This window comes from Aestuariispira ectoiniformans (genome assembly GCF_025136295.1).
GTDB classification, from domain to species: Bacteria; Pseudomonadota; Alphaproteobacteria; order UBA8366; family Aestuariispiraceae; genus Aestuariispira_A; species Aestuariispira_A ectoiniformans.
Genome location: NZ_CP062788.1, coordinates 3359119 through 3375027, shown reverse-complemented (window position 1 = coordinate 3375027; position 15909 = coordinate 3359119). Strand labels below are relative to the sequence as shown.

Annotated in this window: 13 protein-coding genes; 3 read left to right on the top strand and 10 right to left on the bottom strand. The window is 56.8% G+C overall.

What is annotated here, in order from left to right; all coding sequences use genetic code 11:
• Positions 1-192 precede the first annotated feature (192 nt).
• From IF205_RS15805 to IF205_RS15795, 3 genes are all read right to left on the bottom strand, one after another.
• Positions 193-1896, bottom strand: a complete 1704-nt coding sequence (locus tag IF205_RS15805; protein ID WP_259780321.1) for a methyl-accepting chemotaxis protein — start codon at positions 1894-1896, stop codon at positions 193-195.
• Positions 1897-2204: 308 nt separating this feature from the next.
• Positions 2205-3479: a diguanylate cyclase gene (locus tag IF205_RS15800; protein WP_259780320.1), complete on the bottom strand. Its 1275-nt coding sequence runs from the start codon at positions 3477-3479 to the stop codon at positions 2205-2207.
• A gap of 292 nt (positions 3480-3771) precedes the next feature.
• Positions 3772-4149: a winged helix-turn-helix transcriptional regulator gene (locus IF205_RS15795; protein ID WP_259780319.1), complete on the bottom strand. Its 378-nt coding sequence runs from the start codon at positions 4147-4149 to the stop codon at positions 3772-3774.
• A 101-nt stretch (positions 4150-4250) separates the two neighbouring features.
• Here IF205_RS15795 and IF205_RS15790 point away from each other — a divergent pair, with 101 nt between their 5' ends.
• Positions 4251-5231 (top strand): quinone oxidoreductase family protein, encoded by a 981-nt coding sequence (locus IF205_RS15790; protein WP_259780318.1) that lies wholly within the window; start codon positions 4251-4253, stop codon positions 5229-5231.
• A gap of 50 nt (positions 5232-5281) precedes the next feature.
• On the opposite strand, the gene IF205_RS15785 is transcribed toward IF205_RS15790, so the two are convergent.
• The 5 genes from IF205_RS15785 to IF205_RS15765 all read right to left on the bottom strand — a co-directional run bounded on the left by IF205_RS15785 (position 5282) and on the right by IF205_RS15765 (position 10845).
• Positions 5282-5656, bottom strand: a complete 375-nt coding sequence (locus IF205_RS15785; RefSeq protein ID WP_259780317.1) for a hypothetical protein — start codon at positions 5654-5656, stop codon at positions 5282-5284.
• Between the two features lie 24 nt (positions 5657-5680).
• Positions 5681-6778: a tetratricopeptide repeat protein gene (locus tag IF205_RS15780; protein ID WP_259780316.1), complete on the bottom strand. Its 1098-nt coding sequence runs from the start codon at positions 6776-6778 to the stop codon at positions 5681-5683.
• On the bottom strand, positions 6756-7436 hold the full coding sequence (locus tag IF205_RS15775; RefSeq protein ID WP_259780315.1) for a hypothetical protein: 681 nt from the start codon (positions 7434-7436) through the stop codon (positions 6756-6758). The genes IF205_RS15780 and IF205_RS15775 overlap by 23 nt, the downstream gene beginning before the upstream one ends.
• Positions 7415-7978, bottom strand: a complete 564-nt coding sequence (locus IF205_RS15770; protein WP_259780314.1) for a hypothetical protein — start codon at positions 7976-7978, stop codon at positions 7415-7417. The genes IF205_RS15775 and IF205_RS15770 overlap by 22 nt, the downstream gene beginning before the upstream one ends.
• Positions 7979-8175: 197 nt before the next feature.
• On the bottom strand, positions 8176-10845 hold the full coding sequence (locus IF205_RS15765) for an Rne/Rng family ribonuclease (protein WP_446007708.1): 2670 nt from the start codon (positions 10843-10845) through the stop codon (positions 8176-8178).
• A gap of 686 nt (positions 10846-11531) precedes the next feature.
• On the opposite strand from IF205_RS15765, the gene IF205_RS15760 reads away from it, so the two are divergent.
• The gene (locus IF205_RS15760; RefSeq protein ID WP_259780312.1) at positions 11532-12749 is read left to right on the top strand and encodes an N-acetylmuramoyl-L-alanine amidase; all 1218 of its coding nucleotides are present in this window, start codon (positions 11532-11534) and stop codon (positions 12747-12749) included.
• A gap of 7 nt (positions 12750-12756) precedes the next feature.
• On the opposite strand, the gene IF205_RS15755 is transcribed toward IF205_RS15760, so the two are convergent.
• Positions 12757-13581: an AraC family transcriptional regulator gene (locus tag IF205_RS15755; protein WP_259780311.1), complete on the bottom strand. Its 825-nt coding sequence runs from the start codon at positions 13579-13581 to the stop codon at positions 12757-12759.
• Between the two features lie 266 nt (positions 13582-13847).
• Here IF205_RS15755 and IF205_RS15750 point away from each other — a divergent pair, with 266 nt between their 5' ends.
• A complete protein-coding gene (locus IF205_RS15750; protein WP_259780310.1) occupies positions 13848-14678 on the top strand; it encodes a proline dehydrogenase family protein in 831 nt (276 codons plus the stop codon).
• Between the two features lie 9 nt (positions 14679-14687).
• Here IF205_RS15750 and IF205_RS15745 read toward each other — a convergent pair whose 3' ends face one another.
• Positions 14688-15881 (bottom strand): GGDEF domain-containing protein, encoded by a 1194-nt coding sequence (locus tag IF205_RS15745; RefSeq protein ID WP_259780309.1) that lies wholly within the window; start codon positions 15879-15881, stop codon positions 14688-14690.
• Positions 15882-15909 lie beyond the last annotated feature (28 nt).

The following is a 15909-nucleotide window of genomic DNA, read 5'->3' as shown; positions in this document are numbered from 1 at the left end:
CCTAATATTGACTTAGTGCCCCAGCGTGAAAGTCAACTATGCGACCTTTGCAGACTGTTCTTCACCAGAAAAGGTGGCAGATAGGGGTTACAGCAGGTTGAGAGGGTAGAAGGGGTATTTGCACACCGGTTGGAGAATTGGAGGAAAAAGGGCCGGTTCCAGAAGGCTGGAACCGGCATGGAGGGAGACAGTCTAGTTGGAGCGGAGTTTTTCCAGGAAGTCGGTCATCTGGGCTTGCAGCCCGTCAATTTCCTCATAGAGGCTTCGGACCATGCCATCCACTTCACCAGCGGCGGTTGCCCCCTCGCTGGCAGCCACGCGAACCTCGCCGATATGGCTGACCACAGTAGTCGAGATGTGGGAGGCACGCTGGGCGCTTTCGGCTATTTCCGAGACGGCCGCATCCTGTTCCGTGACAGAGGAGGAAATACCCGTGGTGATCTTGTTGATCGAGGCGATGGTATCCGTCACCTTTTCGATCGCCTCGACCGTGCTGCGGGTTTCCGCCTGGATGGAACTGACCTGCTGTGCAATGTCGTCGGTTGCCTTGGCGGTCTGGCTTGCCAGGCCTTTGACTTCCTGGGCAACCACGGCAAAGCCTTTGCCCGCCTCACCGGCGCGGGCGGCCTCGATGGTCGCGTTCAGCGCCAGCAGATTGGTCTGTTCGGCAATGTCGGTGATCAGGTTCACCACCTCGCCGATCCGCTCCGCAGACCCGGCCAGGCCGCTGACCATGTCATTGGCGCGGGAAGCCTCGCTGACGGCGAGATTGGCAATATTGGTGGATTCCCCAACCTGACTGCCGATCTCACTGATAGAGGCGGACAGCTCCTCTGTTGCCGCGGCGACGGTCTGGACGTTTTGCGCCGCGTCGTTGGAGGCGGAGCTGACGGTTTCACTTTGTTTGATGGAATTATCCGTGGCCCCGCGCATCCTCGTGGTCGACTGGGCCATGCTTTCCGCGGATGTTTTTACGGAGGTGACGATCTGGCCGATGGACTTGTCCAGGTCTTCCGCCAGATGAAGCCGCTGCTGCGCCCGTTCCTGGCTGGCTTTTGCCTCTGCTTCATGGCGGGCCTGCTCGGCTTTTTCCATTTCAAGTGCAGCGGTTTTCCAGCGGACCAGACCATGGGCGATGGTGCCGATTTCATCGCCACGATCGGTGAAACGGACATCCTCGTCGAATTTCCGGTCGACAAAGCTTGCGATTGTGGCGCCCAATATACGCAGCGGCCCGAGCTGCCAGCGCAGAACTGCGATCAATACGGCAATGCCGATCAGGGCGATCACCGCACCGATAACGGCGATACGCATGAATATCTCATTCTGGAGCGCTACGATTTCCGCTTTCTGGATACCGACATACAGGATGCCGATCACCTGATTGTCTGGAGTGAAGAGGGGGGTGTATTGGGTGATGTATTCGGTTCCCAGAATGACGGCTTCCCCCCGGAAGGTCTTGCCGGAAACAATCGGATCGTAGGCCGCGCTTTTCCTGCCCAGCATGGTGCCGACGGCGCGCTTGCCATCCGGCTTGATGATATTTGTGGAAACGCGGATGAAATCCTTCTTTTCCGGAACCCAGGCGAAGACCGTGGCGGTTTGTTCTGTGGCCTGGGCGATGCGGTCGATCAGTTTGTGGTCTGAAAGGTCCGGAATTTCCGGGATGACGATTTTCGATATTTCGCCGTCTTTCTTGATGCTCACTTTCAGGTCCGGATAGGCGTCCTGAAAGAGGAGGGAGGCGACGCGTATATTCAGCTTCTGCGCCTCCAGACTGGAATTGGCGACCCTTTGGTCGATCCTTTGAATAATGGCGATACCGATGGCCAGTATGCCAATGACCAGAATTACAACGGCGGTGGCCGTTGCCTTTGCAATAAGACTTACCTTCATCTCAATCTCTTCCTTTTACAACGGTTACGACTGAGACCCGCATTGCCCTGTCCTGCTATGCTTTGCCTCTAACTTGTTTTTGTTTTTCCATTCACTCACTACAGCCAACCGTGCGGTATTGTAGTAGACAATTCGTATTCAACACAATTATTTCGTTGTGTGTGGATTGATAAAAATTTAATTAAATTCAATAGGTTGATCGCGCCCGTTGGTCTTACGACGCTGGTGCAGGCCATAAGAGGAAAGGCGCGAAAGCGATGGTTTTCGCACCTTTGGTATTGGGCTTTATCGGGATGTGTGGCTTGTGATCAGTCGCCGTTATTCTGCAGGCGCGGGTCACTGAACATGACGCGGTTGCGACCGGTATTCTTGGCGCCATAAAGCGCGTTGTCGGCGGCGGTGATCATATCGGTCAGGGCTTTGGAGGAACGCGTTTCCACCCCGATGCTGACCGTGATCTTGTAAGTGTTCTTCTTCACCTTGAAGTCATGTGCCTCGATGGAGGCCCGCATTTCCTCAAAAAAGGCCGGTGTCTGGAGCGGGGCCAGACCCGTGGCGAGCAGGGCGAATTCCTCCCCGCCGAGGCGGGCGAGAATATCCGATTCCCGGCTGCGTGATGCCAGCAGCCGGGCCAACTGGATCAGGATCTGGTCGCCGGTGTCATGGCCGTGACTGTCATTAATGGCCTTGAAATGATCGATGTCGATCAGGGCCAGTGTTGCATCCTGATTATCGCGGTTAGCCTTCGCATGCAGGGTTTTCCCTGCGTCATAGAAGAAGCGGCGGTTGTGAACCCCTGTAAGGAAGTCTTCATTGGCGGTTTGCTGCAGGTTCTCGATATAGTCGATGATATCGATATTCTGGCAGATACGGCAGAAAAACTCCTCCTGGAGGAAGGGTTTGTTGATGAAGTCATTGGCGCCGCTTTTGATAAAGCGTGCGGACAGGGCATTGCTTCCCGATGACGAGATACCGATGATGGCGAGCCGTTCCTTCTTGAATTTACGGCGGATTTCGCGCGTCAGGACAGACCCGTCCATATCCGGCATGTTGTAATCGGTGATAACCAGTTTGATGTCCGGATTTTCGGCCAGTGTCTCAAGCGCCTGTTTGCCGTTGGCAGCCTCAAAAACCTCGAACTGATAGCGCCGCATGAGGGTCGCCATGGTTTTTCGGGCGACACCGGAATCATCCACGATCATGGTCTTTACCTGCTGGTTGGCATAAATGCGCGCAACCAGCGAGACCAGATAGTCGAGACTTGCGGGGTTTTCCTTCAGTACATAGTCGATGACGCCCTTCTGCAGGATGGTATCCCGCACGTCGTCAGAAAATTCAGCGCTGAAAACGATGGACGGAATATCATGGGAAAGGGCCAGGTCCACCACTTCGCCGTCATTGGCATCCGGCAGGTTCAGGTCCAGGAGAGCCAGGAAAAAGTCATGCTCGCCACTTTCCAGGATGGCCTGTGCCTCATCCATGCGTTCGGCGCAGATCACCTCGATATTCAGGGATTGCTCGATATTCTTCTTAACAAGGTTGGAGAAGAACCTAGTGTCCTCCACGAGCAAAAGCTGACGCATTCCCTTGGCTCCATCGACGGCATTTTCTTTTGATGCCTTATTCTTCCCCTCCACCGAAACAGCCGAACTATAGGTCAGCCGTCCTGCTTCCTCAATCGAAAGATCGCTCTGTTCTTTTTTGCAGGGAATAACGCCGTTTCTATACATAATCAGACCGGTCTGAGGAAGTTGGGGATACCATAGAGATACTTTCTGGTATCGCAAGACAGACAACCTGTCGCACTGATCTAGGTCATTACTGAGGTTGGTTCTGCTGTCCCCTGGGCGATTATAGTGTCGCAGCGGCGTCAGGCTATTCCTCTGCCCTGGGGGTGATCACGCATTCCGCCAATTCTTCAATCTCATCCAGTTCGGCGGCGTGATGCTGTCCCCATTCACATAGCGCGACCAACACCGGTTCCAGGCTCAGTCCCAAAGGTGTTGCGGAATATTCCACATGGGGCGGGACTTCCGCGAAGACTTTGCGACTGACAATACCGTGCTCCTCCATTTCACGGAGTTGCTGTACCAGCACCTTCTGGCTGATGTCCGGGATCAGTCGTTTCAACTCGGACAAGCGCTTTGGCTGGTCGAAAAGATGGTAGAGAATCACCACCTTCCAACGTCCGCCGATAACCTTCAGGGCGCGTTCGGCGGGGCGGGCGGGCAGCTTTTTGATGATGTCGGCCATGGTTACCAATCGGTGTCTATGGAACGAATGTGTCTGTAGCGAACATTGCGACTGTACCTCTAGGGTTCCCGAAATGCCAAGACAACCCGGGAGAGAACCCAATGAAATATGTTCAATTCAAAGAGTTCGGCACCCCTGATGTGCTGACGGTGTCAGAAAGTCCGACGCCTAGACCCAAGGCTGGCGACGTTCTGGTTCGTGTCGCTGCCAGCGGGGTGAATTTCTTCGAGGTGCTTATGCGCCAGGACCGTTATGCCATGACCCCTGATCTGCCTATGGCACCCGGCGTAGAAATTGCCGGAATTGTCGAGGCCGTGGGGGATGATGTTTCCGGGGTGAAAACCGGGCAGGCGGTTGCCGTTCCCCTGTTTGCCCATGGAAGGATGGGCGGATATTCCGATTTTGTCGTGATCGATGCGGCGATGGCCGTGACATTGCCGGACGGTTTGCCGCCTGAAAAAGCGGTGGCCCTGATGGTTCAGGGGCTTACCGCGTTGCACCTTGTCCGGCAGAGCCCGCCTTCAGGCAAATCGGTGTTGGTCCATGCCGCGGCGGGTGGTGTCGGGTCGTTGCTGGTGCAACTGGCGAAGGTGCATGGTGCGAAGACTGTGCTGGCCACAGCCGGGTCACCGGCAAAGCGTGATCTGGCCTGCGCCATCGGCGCGGATATCGCGATCGACTATGGCATGCAGGACTGGCCGGAGAAGGTCCGCGAGGCGACCACCGGAGACGGTGTTGACGTTATCTATGATCTTGTTGGCGGTGCGGTTACCAAACAGGGCCTGCGGGCCCTTGCGCCAGGAGGCGAACTGGTCTTCGGTGCGTTGGGGCGTAATGACCTGACGGTCGCAGATATCAACGGCCTGTTTGAACGCAACCAGTCAATCCGGGGCTTTGCCCTGTTGCCTCTTTTGGGCGGCCCGGAGCAGGTCAATCAGGACTTGAGTGCGCTTTTCGACATGGTCATATCGGGAGACCTGAAATTGCCGGACCCTGTACAATTCAAGCTGGAGCGGGCATCTGCCGCCCACGCGGCCATGGAAAGCCGCCAGACCAGCGGCAAAGTGGTTCTGGTTCCGTAGCAGAGCGCGCGACGGGGCTCCTCTTGCCTTCAGGGCGGGAGGAAGCCTGTCTACTGCCCAACTGTCTGGTGGAGCATTTCGCACCAGTCCCGGAACTGTGCATTATCCTGATATTTTTCAAACCCTCGATAGTCATAGTCGCGAAGGTAGACGCAGATCACGGCATCGACAACGCGATGGTCTTCGACCTGAGCCAGATTGATGAGCCTGCGATTGTCCAGCAGAAAGGCCTTCAGCAGGAGGGTGAAAGTGGGGGCATCGGCTGTTCGGGAGTGTGTCAGCACATCCTGCAACTCCTTGCGTAGCTCATATTCAATCGAATCCGGGTGGCCGGCAGGCCCGCCGGCAAAGGCTATCGCCGGTATCATCGTGATGGCGAAGGCAAGGGCGGCGGCGGTAATTCGTGAGGTCTTGCTACCAGACATGGCCTTGTCCTTTTCTTTTCTGGGTTACTGATTGTCGGTTCCGCCCAGGCGCAGTTCTCTGGCAACCTGCTGCAGGTTCTGGAACCACCGGTTATCATTGGCAAAAAGAATGCGGGTCCGCTTCATGGTTTCATCGAAACTCTTCAGAAGTGCGGAATTGTGTGACCGGCGATAGTCCAGCAGATAACCGAGGAGAAGGAAGCGTGCGGCGTTTCGGTCATAGGCGTTTAGTGCCATTGCGCGCCGGAAGTCGGCCAGGCCGCTCTGGCCCAGGTTGTAACGGGAAATTCCCAGGTAGAGATTGGTGTCGATCCGCAGGGCATTGGGAAGATCGGTAAACTTGTTCACATCCGTGAAGCTGGCGATTGCATCCTTCCAGTCGCCGCGCAGAAACTGGATCATGCCATGGCCGAAAGACACGATGGTCAGATTGTCTCTGGACAGCTCCGGCAGGTGAATCCAGCCCTCCCGGTTGTGACTGTCGCGAATGCGGGCCGCGTTGCGCCTTATCTCAAGAAAATGCACCACATCGCGGGTATGCGCTTTGGGTGTGGTGGCGGTTTCGCTGTCATAAATGGCGATCCCGTCGGCATAATCCCCATAGCGTTCGGTGATATCTGCCGAGACGGCAAAAGGTTCCAGATCGAAAAAGCGGACGGGGCTGGCGATAGAGAGGTCGTAACGCCCTTCGGGAGTGGAAAAAACAGCTTTCAGCTTGTCCGGGCGGACCCGCCGTTTCTGGCTTATGGAACTCAGGGTGATAAAAGGCTCCACCACAAAGCCCTTGCCGACGCGTGTGGTCTTTCCCCAGATCGCGATATCCGCCGATACGGACGGCCAGCTCGCGGCGGCTTCTGCGCTTTTATGGCTGGCGTGCTGCATCTCTTCTTCGCCATAGAGAATCCATATTCCACGTTCCGCTGTATTGGGACCACTCAAGGCTTTGATCATGTTGAAATAGACGGTCATGGATATAACGCGCGAGATGACCGGTTCTCCCTTGAAGGCAGGGATCAGGATGCGCAATGGTTCGGCCCCGGCTTGCACAAAAGCCGTTGCCATTAGCACGGTCGCCAGGGCGAGGCCGAAGGAGGCCCGCCTAAAGTTCATCTTCCAGCGCATGCAGGGCGTCCTTGATTTCCAGAATGTTGCCGGAAAGCTGGCCCTGACGGCGTTCCAGGTCCGCCAGAGCGTTAAAAGCCTCTCCGATCATGATTGCGATTTTGTCCCGTGACAGGCCCAGGCGGTGGGCCTCAACAGCGATCGAGTAGAGAATGACCAGAGAATGACTGTCTCGGGTATTGGCGAATTCCGCCGGCGTCAGGGCCAGATCGAGTGAGAAAACACGCATTCGCCCGGACGGCGGATCGGCGATGACATGAAGACGTGTGGTGAAGTAAAAGCCGTCTCCTGTTGGCAGAACCGTTCCTCGCATGGTCTCCAGCACCTTATGTTCGTTCCGCATCCAGTTTTCGACTTCGGCGGGGCCGTGAAAGCTGTCCTCCTGCCGGAAATCGACATAAAGATTGTTCATGTAATCCAGGTCGTTGGCGCCATTGGCACTGGTGCCGATTTCTGTCTCCAGCCGAAAGCGGAGGTTTTCTATCTTCTGTTCGATCAGGCCGCGAAAAGCATCGAAACCGGCCCCGGCAGGAGAACCGGGAACCGCGCCGCGATAGCGGAACAGCGCGATCGAGGTGCGTGGCTGTTCCGTCTGTCCAAGGGCAGGGGCGGGGCTTCCCATGACAAGGAGGAGGCTCAGGAGGACGAACAGGCGCATGTCACCTCCTGATGTTTGGTCGTGAGGTCGAACTGAAGACTTTCCACCGTAATGTGATAATTACACTGCCCGCCGTCCGACGGGGCTACGGGGAATCGGGTCGGCGTATTGCCGATGTAGGGCCGGTAGGAAACAACCCTGGCGCCATCCTTAGGGTCCACCAGAAAACTTGCCGCCTGATCCGCATCCATGCGCCTGATCACCGGCAATGTGCCGGTAACAGGTGTATCCGGTGAGGCGAAACTGACTTGTGAGATGATGGCGGGCACTTCGCCCACATTGGTGATGCCGATATCAAGCTGTTGGGCGTCGCACCGGACAAGCGCTACGCGGATGTCTGCTGATTTTTCGGCAAAGGCGATCTGATAAAGTGAGGCGGCGATAGTGATAACGGGGATTACCCCCAGAAGCGCCGTGGCCAAAGAGGTATAGCGGAAGATATATCGCGTCCAATCCTGATAGGAGCCGCATTCAGTACACTTCTTGGCCCCCGGTTCAATCGACTTCAGGCAGACGCAGCATTTCGACTGTCCCGAACTCATTGCAGCAGCAGGGAAATCCCCCTCCCGAGAGTGAGGTTTATGCAATGCCGGTTATAGTAGCAGTCTTTTATATTTTTTGGTAGCCAGCTATGTAGTTTTGTCTTGCCTGCCCGGAAGGAATGTTTGTGTCGCCTACTCATTCAAAGCAAAAAGGGAGAGCCGAAGCCCTCCCTTTTTAATGCTTGGTGATATCGGCTTTAGCTACCGAGAACCTTGCTCCACCAGCCCTTTCGTTTCGGCCCTTTGGGGGCTTCCTCCGCCTGCTGTTGCGGGGCGGGGGCCGGTTCCGGCTTGGCAGCCGGTTGCGGCTGCGGTGCCGGGGCTGCCGGTTGGCTGGCCGCAGGTTCGGAAACCGTCTTCGGCTGCCTGCTTTCAGCGGCTGCTGCGGGTTCCTTGGCCGCTTCCTGGGCTTTGGCGGCCGGTTTTGCTGCAGCCGCTTTCTTGGCAGAAGCTTTCTTCGCCCGGGTTTTCTTAGCGGTCGTCTTCTTGGCCGTTGCCTTCTTCGCCCGGGTTTTCTTAGCCCGCGTCTTTTTGGCGGGTTTGGCTTCTTCCTTGGCCTCTGCCGGTGCCGGGTCAGCCGCGGCTTCCGCCGGAGCATTCGCCGCATTTTCACCGCTTTCGGGGGCCTTGGCAGCGTTGTCCGCCTGCGGGCTGTCAGCAGCCTGGTCACGAACCTCTATGGGGATCGTCACAACGTCTGCTGTTGTAGTTTCGGCTGCGGCGGCCTGAGCGGGTTCTGCCACCTGGGCTTCACCTGACTGTTCTGCCTTGCGGGGACGACGCTGGCGACGCGGACGGCGCGGCTTCTGGCCTTCGTCGCCGGTTTCGGCCTGTGCCGCTTCCGGCTGTGCTTCGCCTTTGTCACCGTCGGTTACCTGCGGCTGTTCTTCTCCGCCCTGATCGGCCGGTTGAGCCTGCTGCTGTTCGCCGCCGGTTTCCTGATCCATCTCGTCACCACGACGGCCACGGCCACGACGGCGACCGCCACGGCGGCCGCGCTTGCGGCGCTTCTTCTGGCTATCGTCTTCGCTGTCGTCAGCGGCGATGGCTTCATTTTCCTCGCCCGGCTCTTCGGAAACCTGGGTGGTCTCTTCCTGCTGGGCAGCCTGGGCTTCGTCACCGCGTTTCTTGCCACGACGACGACGGCGGCGCTTCTTGCTGCGGCTTTCCCCGCTTTCTTCCTCAGCCTGCGGGCTGACCGGTACGGGCTGCGCTTCAACAGGCTGTGCCTGCTGATCTTCGTCGCTCTTGCCGATCCGGGTCATTTCGAACTGGGCGGGCAGCAGCTTGTCGTCAATCTGCAGAACAACATGGAATTCGCAGTTGCGTTCCATCTCGTTCAGCGTCTGGCGTTTGTGGTTCATGATATACATGGCCACATCCGGATTGATGCGCACGGTCACTTCGGAGGAACGACGGCGCAGGCCTTCTTCCTCGATGTTGCGCAATACGCTGAGTGCCGCCGATTCGGTCGACTGGATATACCCCGTGCCGCCACAGTTGGGGCAGGGCTGGGTAATGGCTTCCAGGATGCTGGGGCGCAGACGCTGGCGGGACATTTCCAACAGGCCGAAGGGGCTGATCCGGCCGACCTGGATGCGGGCGCGGTCTTTTTTCAGCGTTTCCTTCAGCTTGCGTTCGACCGCCTGGTCGTTGCGCTGATCGTCCATATCGATAAAGTCGATCACGATCAGACCGGCCATGTCGCGCAGGCGAAGCTGGCGGGCGATTTCCTCTGCCGCTTCCAGGTTGGTCTTCAGCGCGGTTTCCTCGATATGGCGCTCCCGCGTGGCTTTGCCGGAGTTCACGTCGATGGAGACCAGGGCCTCTGTCTGGTGGATCACAATGGAGCCGCCGGAACGAAGCAGTACGGTCGGGTCGTGGATCGCCGCCAACTGGTTTTCAACCTGATAGCGCTGGAACAGGGGGATACCCTGATTGTCCCTGTAGCGCTGAACCTTCTTGGCGTGGCTGGGGATCAGGGATTTCATGAAATCCTTGGCCGTGCGATAGCCTTCGTCACCGGCAACAAGAATCTCTTCCATGTCCTTGGCGTAAAGGTCACGCAGGGCGCGCTTGATCAAATTGGCTTCCTCGTTGATCAGCGCGGGCGCGGTCGATTCCAGCGTACGGGTCCGGATATGGTCCCACAGTTTGAAGATATAATCGAAGTCGCGGCGGATTTCTGCCTTTGACCGTTCGGCCCCTGCGGTGCGCAGGATCACGGCCATGCCTTCCGGCACGGACATTTCCGCCAGGATTTTCTTTAGGCGCTTGCGGTCCTGGACATTGGTGATCTTACGGCTGACGCCACCCCCGCGGGAGGTGTTGGGCATCAACACGCAATAGCGGCCAGCCAGTGACAGATAGGTCGTCAGCGCGGCCCCTTTGTTGCCGCGTTCTTCCTTGACCACCTGAACCAGCAGAACCTGGCGCCGTTTGATGACTTCCTGGATTTTATACTGACGTTTCAGACGCGGGCGGCGTTTGACCTGTTCGGCCTCTTCGGCACCTTCGTCACCGCCCAGTTCCTCGACGCTCTCGCCTTCCTGGGGGGCGTCATTGTCGTGATCGTTGTCGTCGTCCTGGTCTTCGTCGACCAGATCGTCACGATCGGAAACGGGGATGCGATAATAGTCCGGGTGAATTTCACTAAAGGCGAGGAAGCCATGACGGTTCCCGCCGTATTCGACAAAGGCGGCTTGCAGCGAAGGCTCTACCCGCGTGACTTTCGCCAGGTAGATATTGCCTTTCAGTTGCTTCTTTGTCGCTGTTTCGTAATCGAATTCCTCAAGCCGGTTGCCACTTACGACCGTCACCCGCGTTTCTTCCGGGTGGGTCGAATCGATTAACATTCTCTTCGCCATACAAATACTCTCCGCCCTGTGCGGTCCACTGCTGCAGCCCAGCAGCAAACCCGTCAGGGTTTCTATGTGCTGCGAAGTCAAGCAACCGGAAACCGGGCAAACTGTTTGCCCGCCGCGCTAATACACGACGGACAACAGTGTGACGCGCCGGCGCAACTTGCGCCACGGCGGCCAACGCCTCGGCCTTTCGGTTTATCTGACTTCTCGTTACCAACATAAACTGTACAGATGTCCTGATCAGTCTGATTAAAAAACTGTCCGTCCCGCCTGGATGTCCCATATGCGGTCCGGTTCCTGAGTTTGGCGTTTTCGTCCGCGGCGCCTGGCTTGAATACCGGCCGTCCGGACGGAAAAGTGAAAACACCGTCGTCTTCAGAGAAACGTCACATTCGTCCTGCCGGGGATTGGCAAGTGGAGGGAATGCAAACAGTTTCCCCGATACGAAACCTTCTTTCGCAACCCTTAATTAATCCTGTCCGCCGGGAAATAACAATCGCTTTTCGTGTTTCAGAAGTTTTTTTTTGATAGGAACCGCAAAGAGATTGAAAGATTGCCACATTTACGCCCTGTACCGGTCGGAGTTTGAATTCTTGGAAATGGGCTGTTGCCCTACATTTGTGGTATATATAGTGTTCCGTATGGTTAAAGCTACTAATGTCTGTGGCCATATGAGCAGAGGTCTTTGGATGTTGCGACAGCTCTTGACTGGTCTGATTGCGTTGATTGTCTGGGCAATGGCGGGATTTACCGTTGCCGCGGCGCCGGTCGGCCAGGTGAAGGATGTTCGAATCGGCGCACATAGCGACTACACCCGTTTCGTGGTGGAAATGGACAAGGTAACCGCCTATCAGGTCTTTACCCTTGCCAACCCGTACCGCGTGGTGATCGACATGCCGGAACTTGACTGGAAAGGGCATGACGGCAAGGGAACGGGGCTGGTCAAAGGCTATCGCTATGGCCTTTTCAGGCCCGGTGTCAGCCGAATCGTTATCGACGCGCAAAAGGCCGTTTCTATTCAAAAGCACTTCTTCCTGCCGCCGAAAGGCGATAGCGGCGCACGACTGGTGCTTGATCTCAAGCCGGTTACCGCAGACGCCTTTGCGGGCAGTAACCGCAAGGTCAGTTCCAAAAGCTGGTCCACTTACGTGGCGAAACTGGACGATGTTGATCCGGCTGCAGAGGTCGCGACGCCCGCACCATCCGTGCAGCAGAAACCGCTGGTGGTTATCGACCCCGGTCACGGCGGCCCGGACCCGGGTGCGATCGGCGGCCGTGGGACATATGAGAAGAAAGTGACGCTGGCGGTTGCCAAGGCGGTGAAAAAAAAGCTTGAGGCATCAGGCCGTTACCGTGTGTTGCTGACGCGGGACAAGGATTTCTACATCCCGCTTCGCAAACGCTATCAGATTGCCGAAGATTCGAAGGCCAGCCTCTTTATCTCGCTTCATGCGGACAAGATCGAACGAAAGAGCGTGCGCGGCGCGTCCATCTATACGTTGTCGGAAAAGGCCTCGGACGTGGAGGCGGCGAAACTGGCGGCCAATGAAAACAAGTCCGACCTGATCGTCGGCGTTGACCTGAAAGGGTATGACAAGGTTGTCGCACGTACCCTGCTGGACTTTGAACAGCGGGCCACCATGGAACAAAGCTGGCATTTCGCGGAAATGGCAGTGAAAGACCTGGGCAAGGAAATCGCCCTGTTGCGCAATACCCATCGCTTCGCAGGTTTTGCCGTGTTGAAATCACCAACCGTGCCGTCGGTTTTGATCGAGATGGGATACCTGTCGAACCGCAAGGATGAAAAACTGCTGAACAGCCCGGCACAGCACAAGCGTATCGGTACGGCGTTGTTGCGGGCAGTCGATGCCTTCTTTGACCGGCAACAGCGGCTCAGCCGTTCCTGAGGTTCCGTCAAGCACGGGCCAGGTCGTTACGATAGTGACCGGGCGTGCTGGCCACCAGCCGCTTGAAAAGCCTGTTCAGGTGGCTCTGATCGGAAAAACCCAATTCCTGTGCGACATCGGCGATGACGGCCCCTTCGGCCAATCGCTCTCTGGCATGAGTGATGCGGACATTCTGCAAAAAGGCATAGGGCGTGAGGCCTGCATGGCGTTTGAACTGCCGTATTAAGGGGCCCTTGGTTACTTTCGCCCGGCGGCACAGGTCTTCCAGAGTGACGGGTTCTCTATATCGTGTCTCCAGAATATCCCTGACTTCATCAAACCATGCGGGTGGCGATGGTTGCCTGTGCAGGGGAGCATTCTGCGATTGGAGGCAGGAGGCCAGCCGATTGAGAAGGCTGATCAGGTTCAGTTCCAGCTCTGCCATTCTTTCATCCGGGGCTGTGATCAGGGCCTTGTTTATCTCAATTAAATCCTGGACCAATTGCGGCTCACAGTCTGGGTGTGCCGTGGTGACGTTGGCGCAGTCCCCGCCGGTCAGTTCACGCATGATAGCAACCCACCAGGACTTATCGAAATAGAGCATGTGATAGCTCCAGGTCTGGTCGGGGGCCGGGTTGCAGGCGTGTACCTGTCCGGCGTCGAACAGGACCACTTGGCCTGCCTGGACGTGAAAGGCGTCCTGCTCCACAGTGACGATGGATTCACCTGATTCCACGATGCCGAGGGATACGGTCAGATGGGAATGTGCGCCATAGCGGGCCTTGCTGTCATGCGCATAACGGCATTCCAGATAGGGCAGGTTCGCTGGACGTCTGAATTCCATGTCTGACATAGGCATGCTCTCAAGGGGCTGGCGATAATGCCTGGTTTTACGCCTTTGCAGGCGTCGGAGGCAATATCGTTCAAGACGGCACGCCCTTCCTTGCCTAGTGAATGCTGCCTGAGATGTGACGACAGGTAAGGAGGCATCCAATGTACCGGCAGCTCTGGCAGGCGACAATGATCGCATTGGCGAGATCGAATCGATGTAAAAGGGTGATGCAGGGACGTCGGTCGACATCGGGGTTGGCCCGCCGCTATGTCGCGGGGGACGACGTAATGTCGGCGGTCCGCTGCGCCAAGCGACTGAAGGCGGAAGGGATAGACTGTTCAGCCTTCTATCTGGGGGAATATGTCGATACCGAAGATAAGGTTCGGGAAAATCTGGATGCGAAGCGGGCTGTGATCGAGGCCTTTGCCGCGAACGGCCTGGATGTTCACGTTTCTGTCGACCCCACACAACTGGGTTGTTCCATCGACTGGGATGCCGGTTGCGAAAGGATTGAGCGACTGGCGGATCATATGTCGGAAACGATTCAGGGCGGGGCTGGTTCCCACTGCCTGATGTTGGACATGGAAGATTCCAGCGTCACAGAGAGGACGATTGCCCTGCATGACCGGTTGACCGCACAGGGCCGCCAAATGGCGCTTACCCTGCAGGCCTACCTCAAACGCAGCCGTAGGGACGTGGAGGCGATGATAGGGCAGGGGGCCACCGTGAGACTGGTGAAGGGGGCCTTTGTTGCGGGGCCGGATATTGGCTACGTCAGCCAAGGCGAAATCAAGGAGAATTACCGATCGCTGATTGACCTGATGCTGAGCAGCAAAGCGCGTAAGAGCGGTTTCAGTCCTGTTTTCGCCACCCATGACCATCGCCTTCACGCCTATGCCATCGAATGTGCACGGGAGAATGGCTGGCGGCAGGGCGATTACGGATTTGAGATGCTCTATGGCGCACGCGACGACGTGGCGCGTCAGCTGGCCGCCAGCGGGGAAGCCATCCGGCTCTATCTGCCTTTTGGAGAGGACTGGTGGCCTTATGCGATGCGCCGGATCGGCGAAAACCCGCGCAGTTTATTCCTGCTGCTGCGCGGGCTGATCGGGCGGTGACAGGGCTGGTCAGGCGACGGAAAGGGCCTTGTTGGTGACCATCTCGGGCTGTGTTTTCTTCGCCACGATCACCTGATTTCGACCGTTTTCCTTGGCCTGATAGAGGGCCTTGTCGGCGCGACTCAACAATTGACCGACTTCCTGATCACTCGTGCGCATTTCGGCGACACCAAAACTGGCCGTCAGCGTGTGATTTATCAAACCATCGTCGAATTTCGCGCCTTCGTATAACGCACGGACACGTTCGGCAATATCACGGGCCTGTTCGTCTTTGGTGTCGGGCAGCAGGACAAAAAATTCCTCACCGCCCAGTCGCCCGACAATGTCAATTTCCCGGCAGGCTGCTTGCAGAATATCCGCAAAGGTGACGATTGCCTGGTCGCCTGCGGCATGACCGAATCTGTCATTTACCTGCTTGAAGAAATCAAGGTCCCCGGCAATCATTGCCAGCGGACGGTTGTGGCGTTGGGCGCGCTGCAGTTCCTGATTTGCGCGAGCCATGAAACCCCGGCGGTTCAGGGTATTTGTCAGGGGATCCCGTTCCGCCACGTTGCGGAGTTCTTCCATCAGGTCAAGGCCGATGGCCAGAACGACAAAAAGACCACATCCGACAAAAACACTGGGGATCGCGACCAGAATTATCGAGGCGACAAAAGGATCGCGATGGTCCAATGCGTTCGGGATTCCGGCATGGATAAGAAACCCCACCCGCATTGCACAAAGAAAGGCCAGAGCGACGAGACACAGGCTCATCAGGATATCCGCATTATGGCGGTGTGGCCCATACCTTAGCGAGATAAAACCAGCCCAGACGAAATGCAGAACGTAAGATGTCGAGACGATCAGTATGCGAACGCCGGTATGAGGGGTAACAAGCTGGTACCAGCATAACGGCAGGATTGTTGCGAACCAGCCGACTGCAAGCAATGCCCATGGCGGTTGCCTGTCCACCCGTATGTAGGTTGCACAAACTGTCAGTGATACAGCAAGGCTTACAAGGGGGTTGTTAAGCAGAACGACAAGCGTATCGGACCATTCTCCCCGATACAGGTTTACCACCCAGTGTATTGCCACAAGGGTCAGCGCAACGGCCCAGTACAGGGCCGTTTTCTGGCGTTTGTCGTGGTTCCACAATACAAACAGAACGGCCCCGATAAAGCCCAACACGGCAATGTTTAGTGAGATGAGATGACTGGCGCCCATAAGAAGCTGTAACCGATTTCAGCTAGTT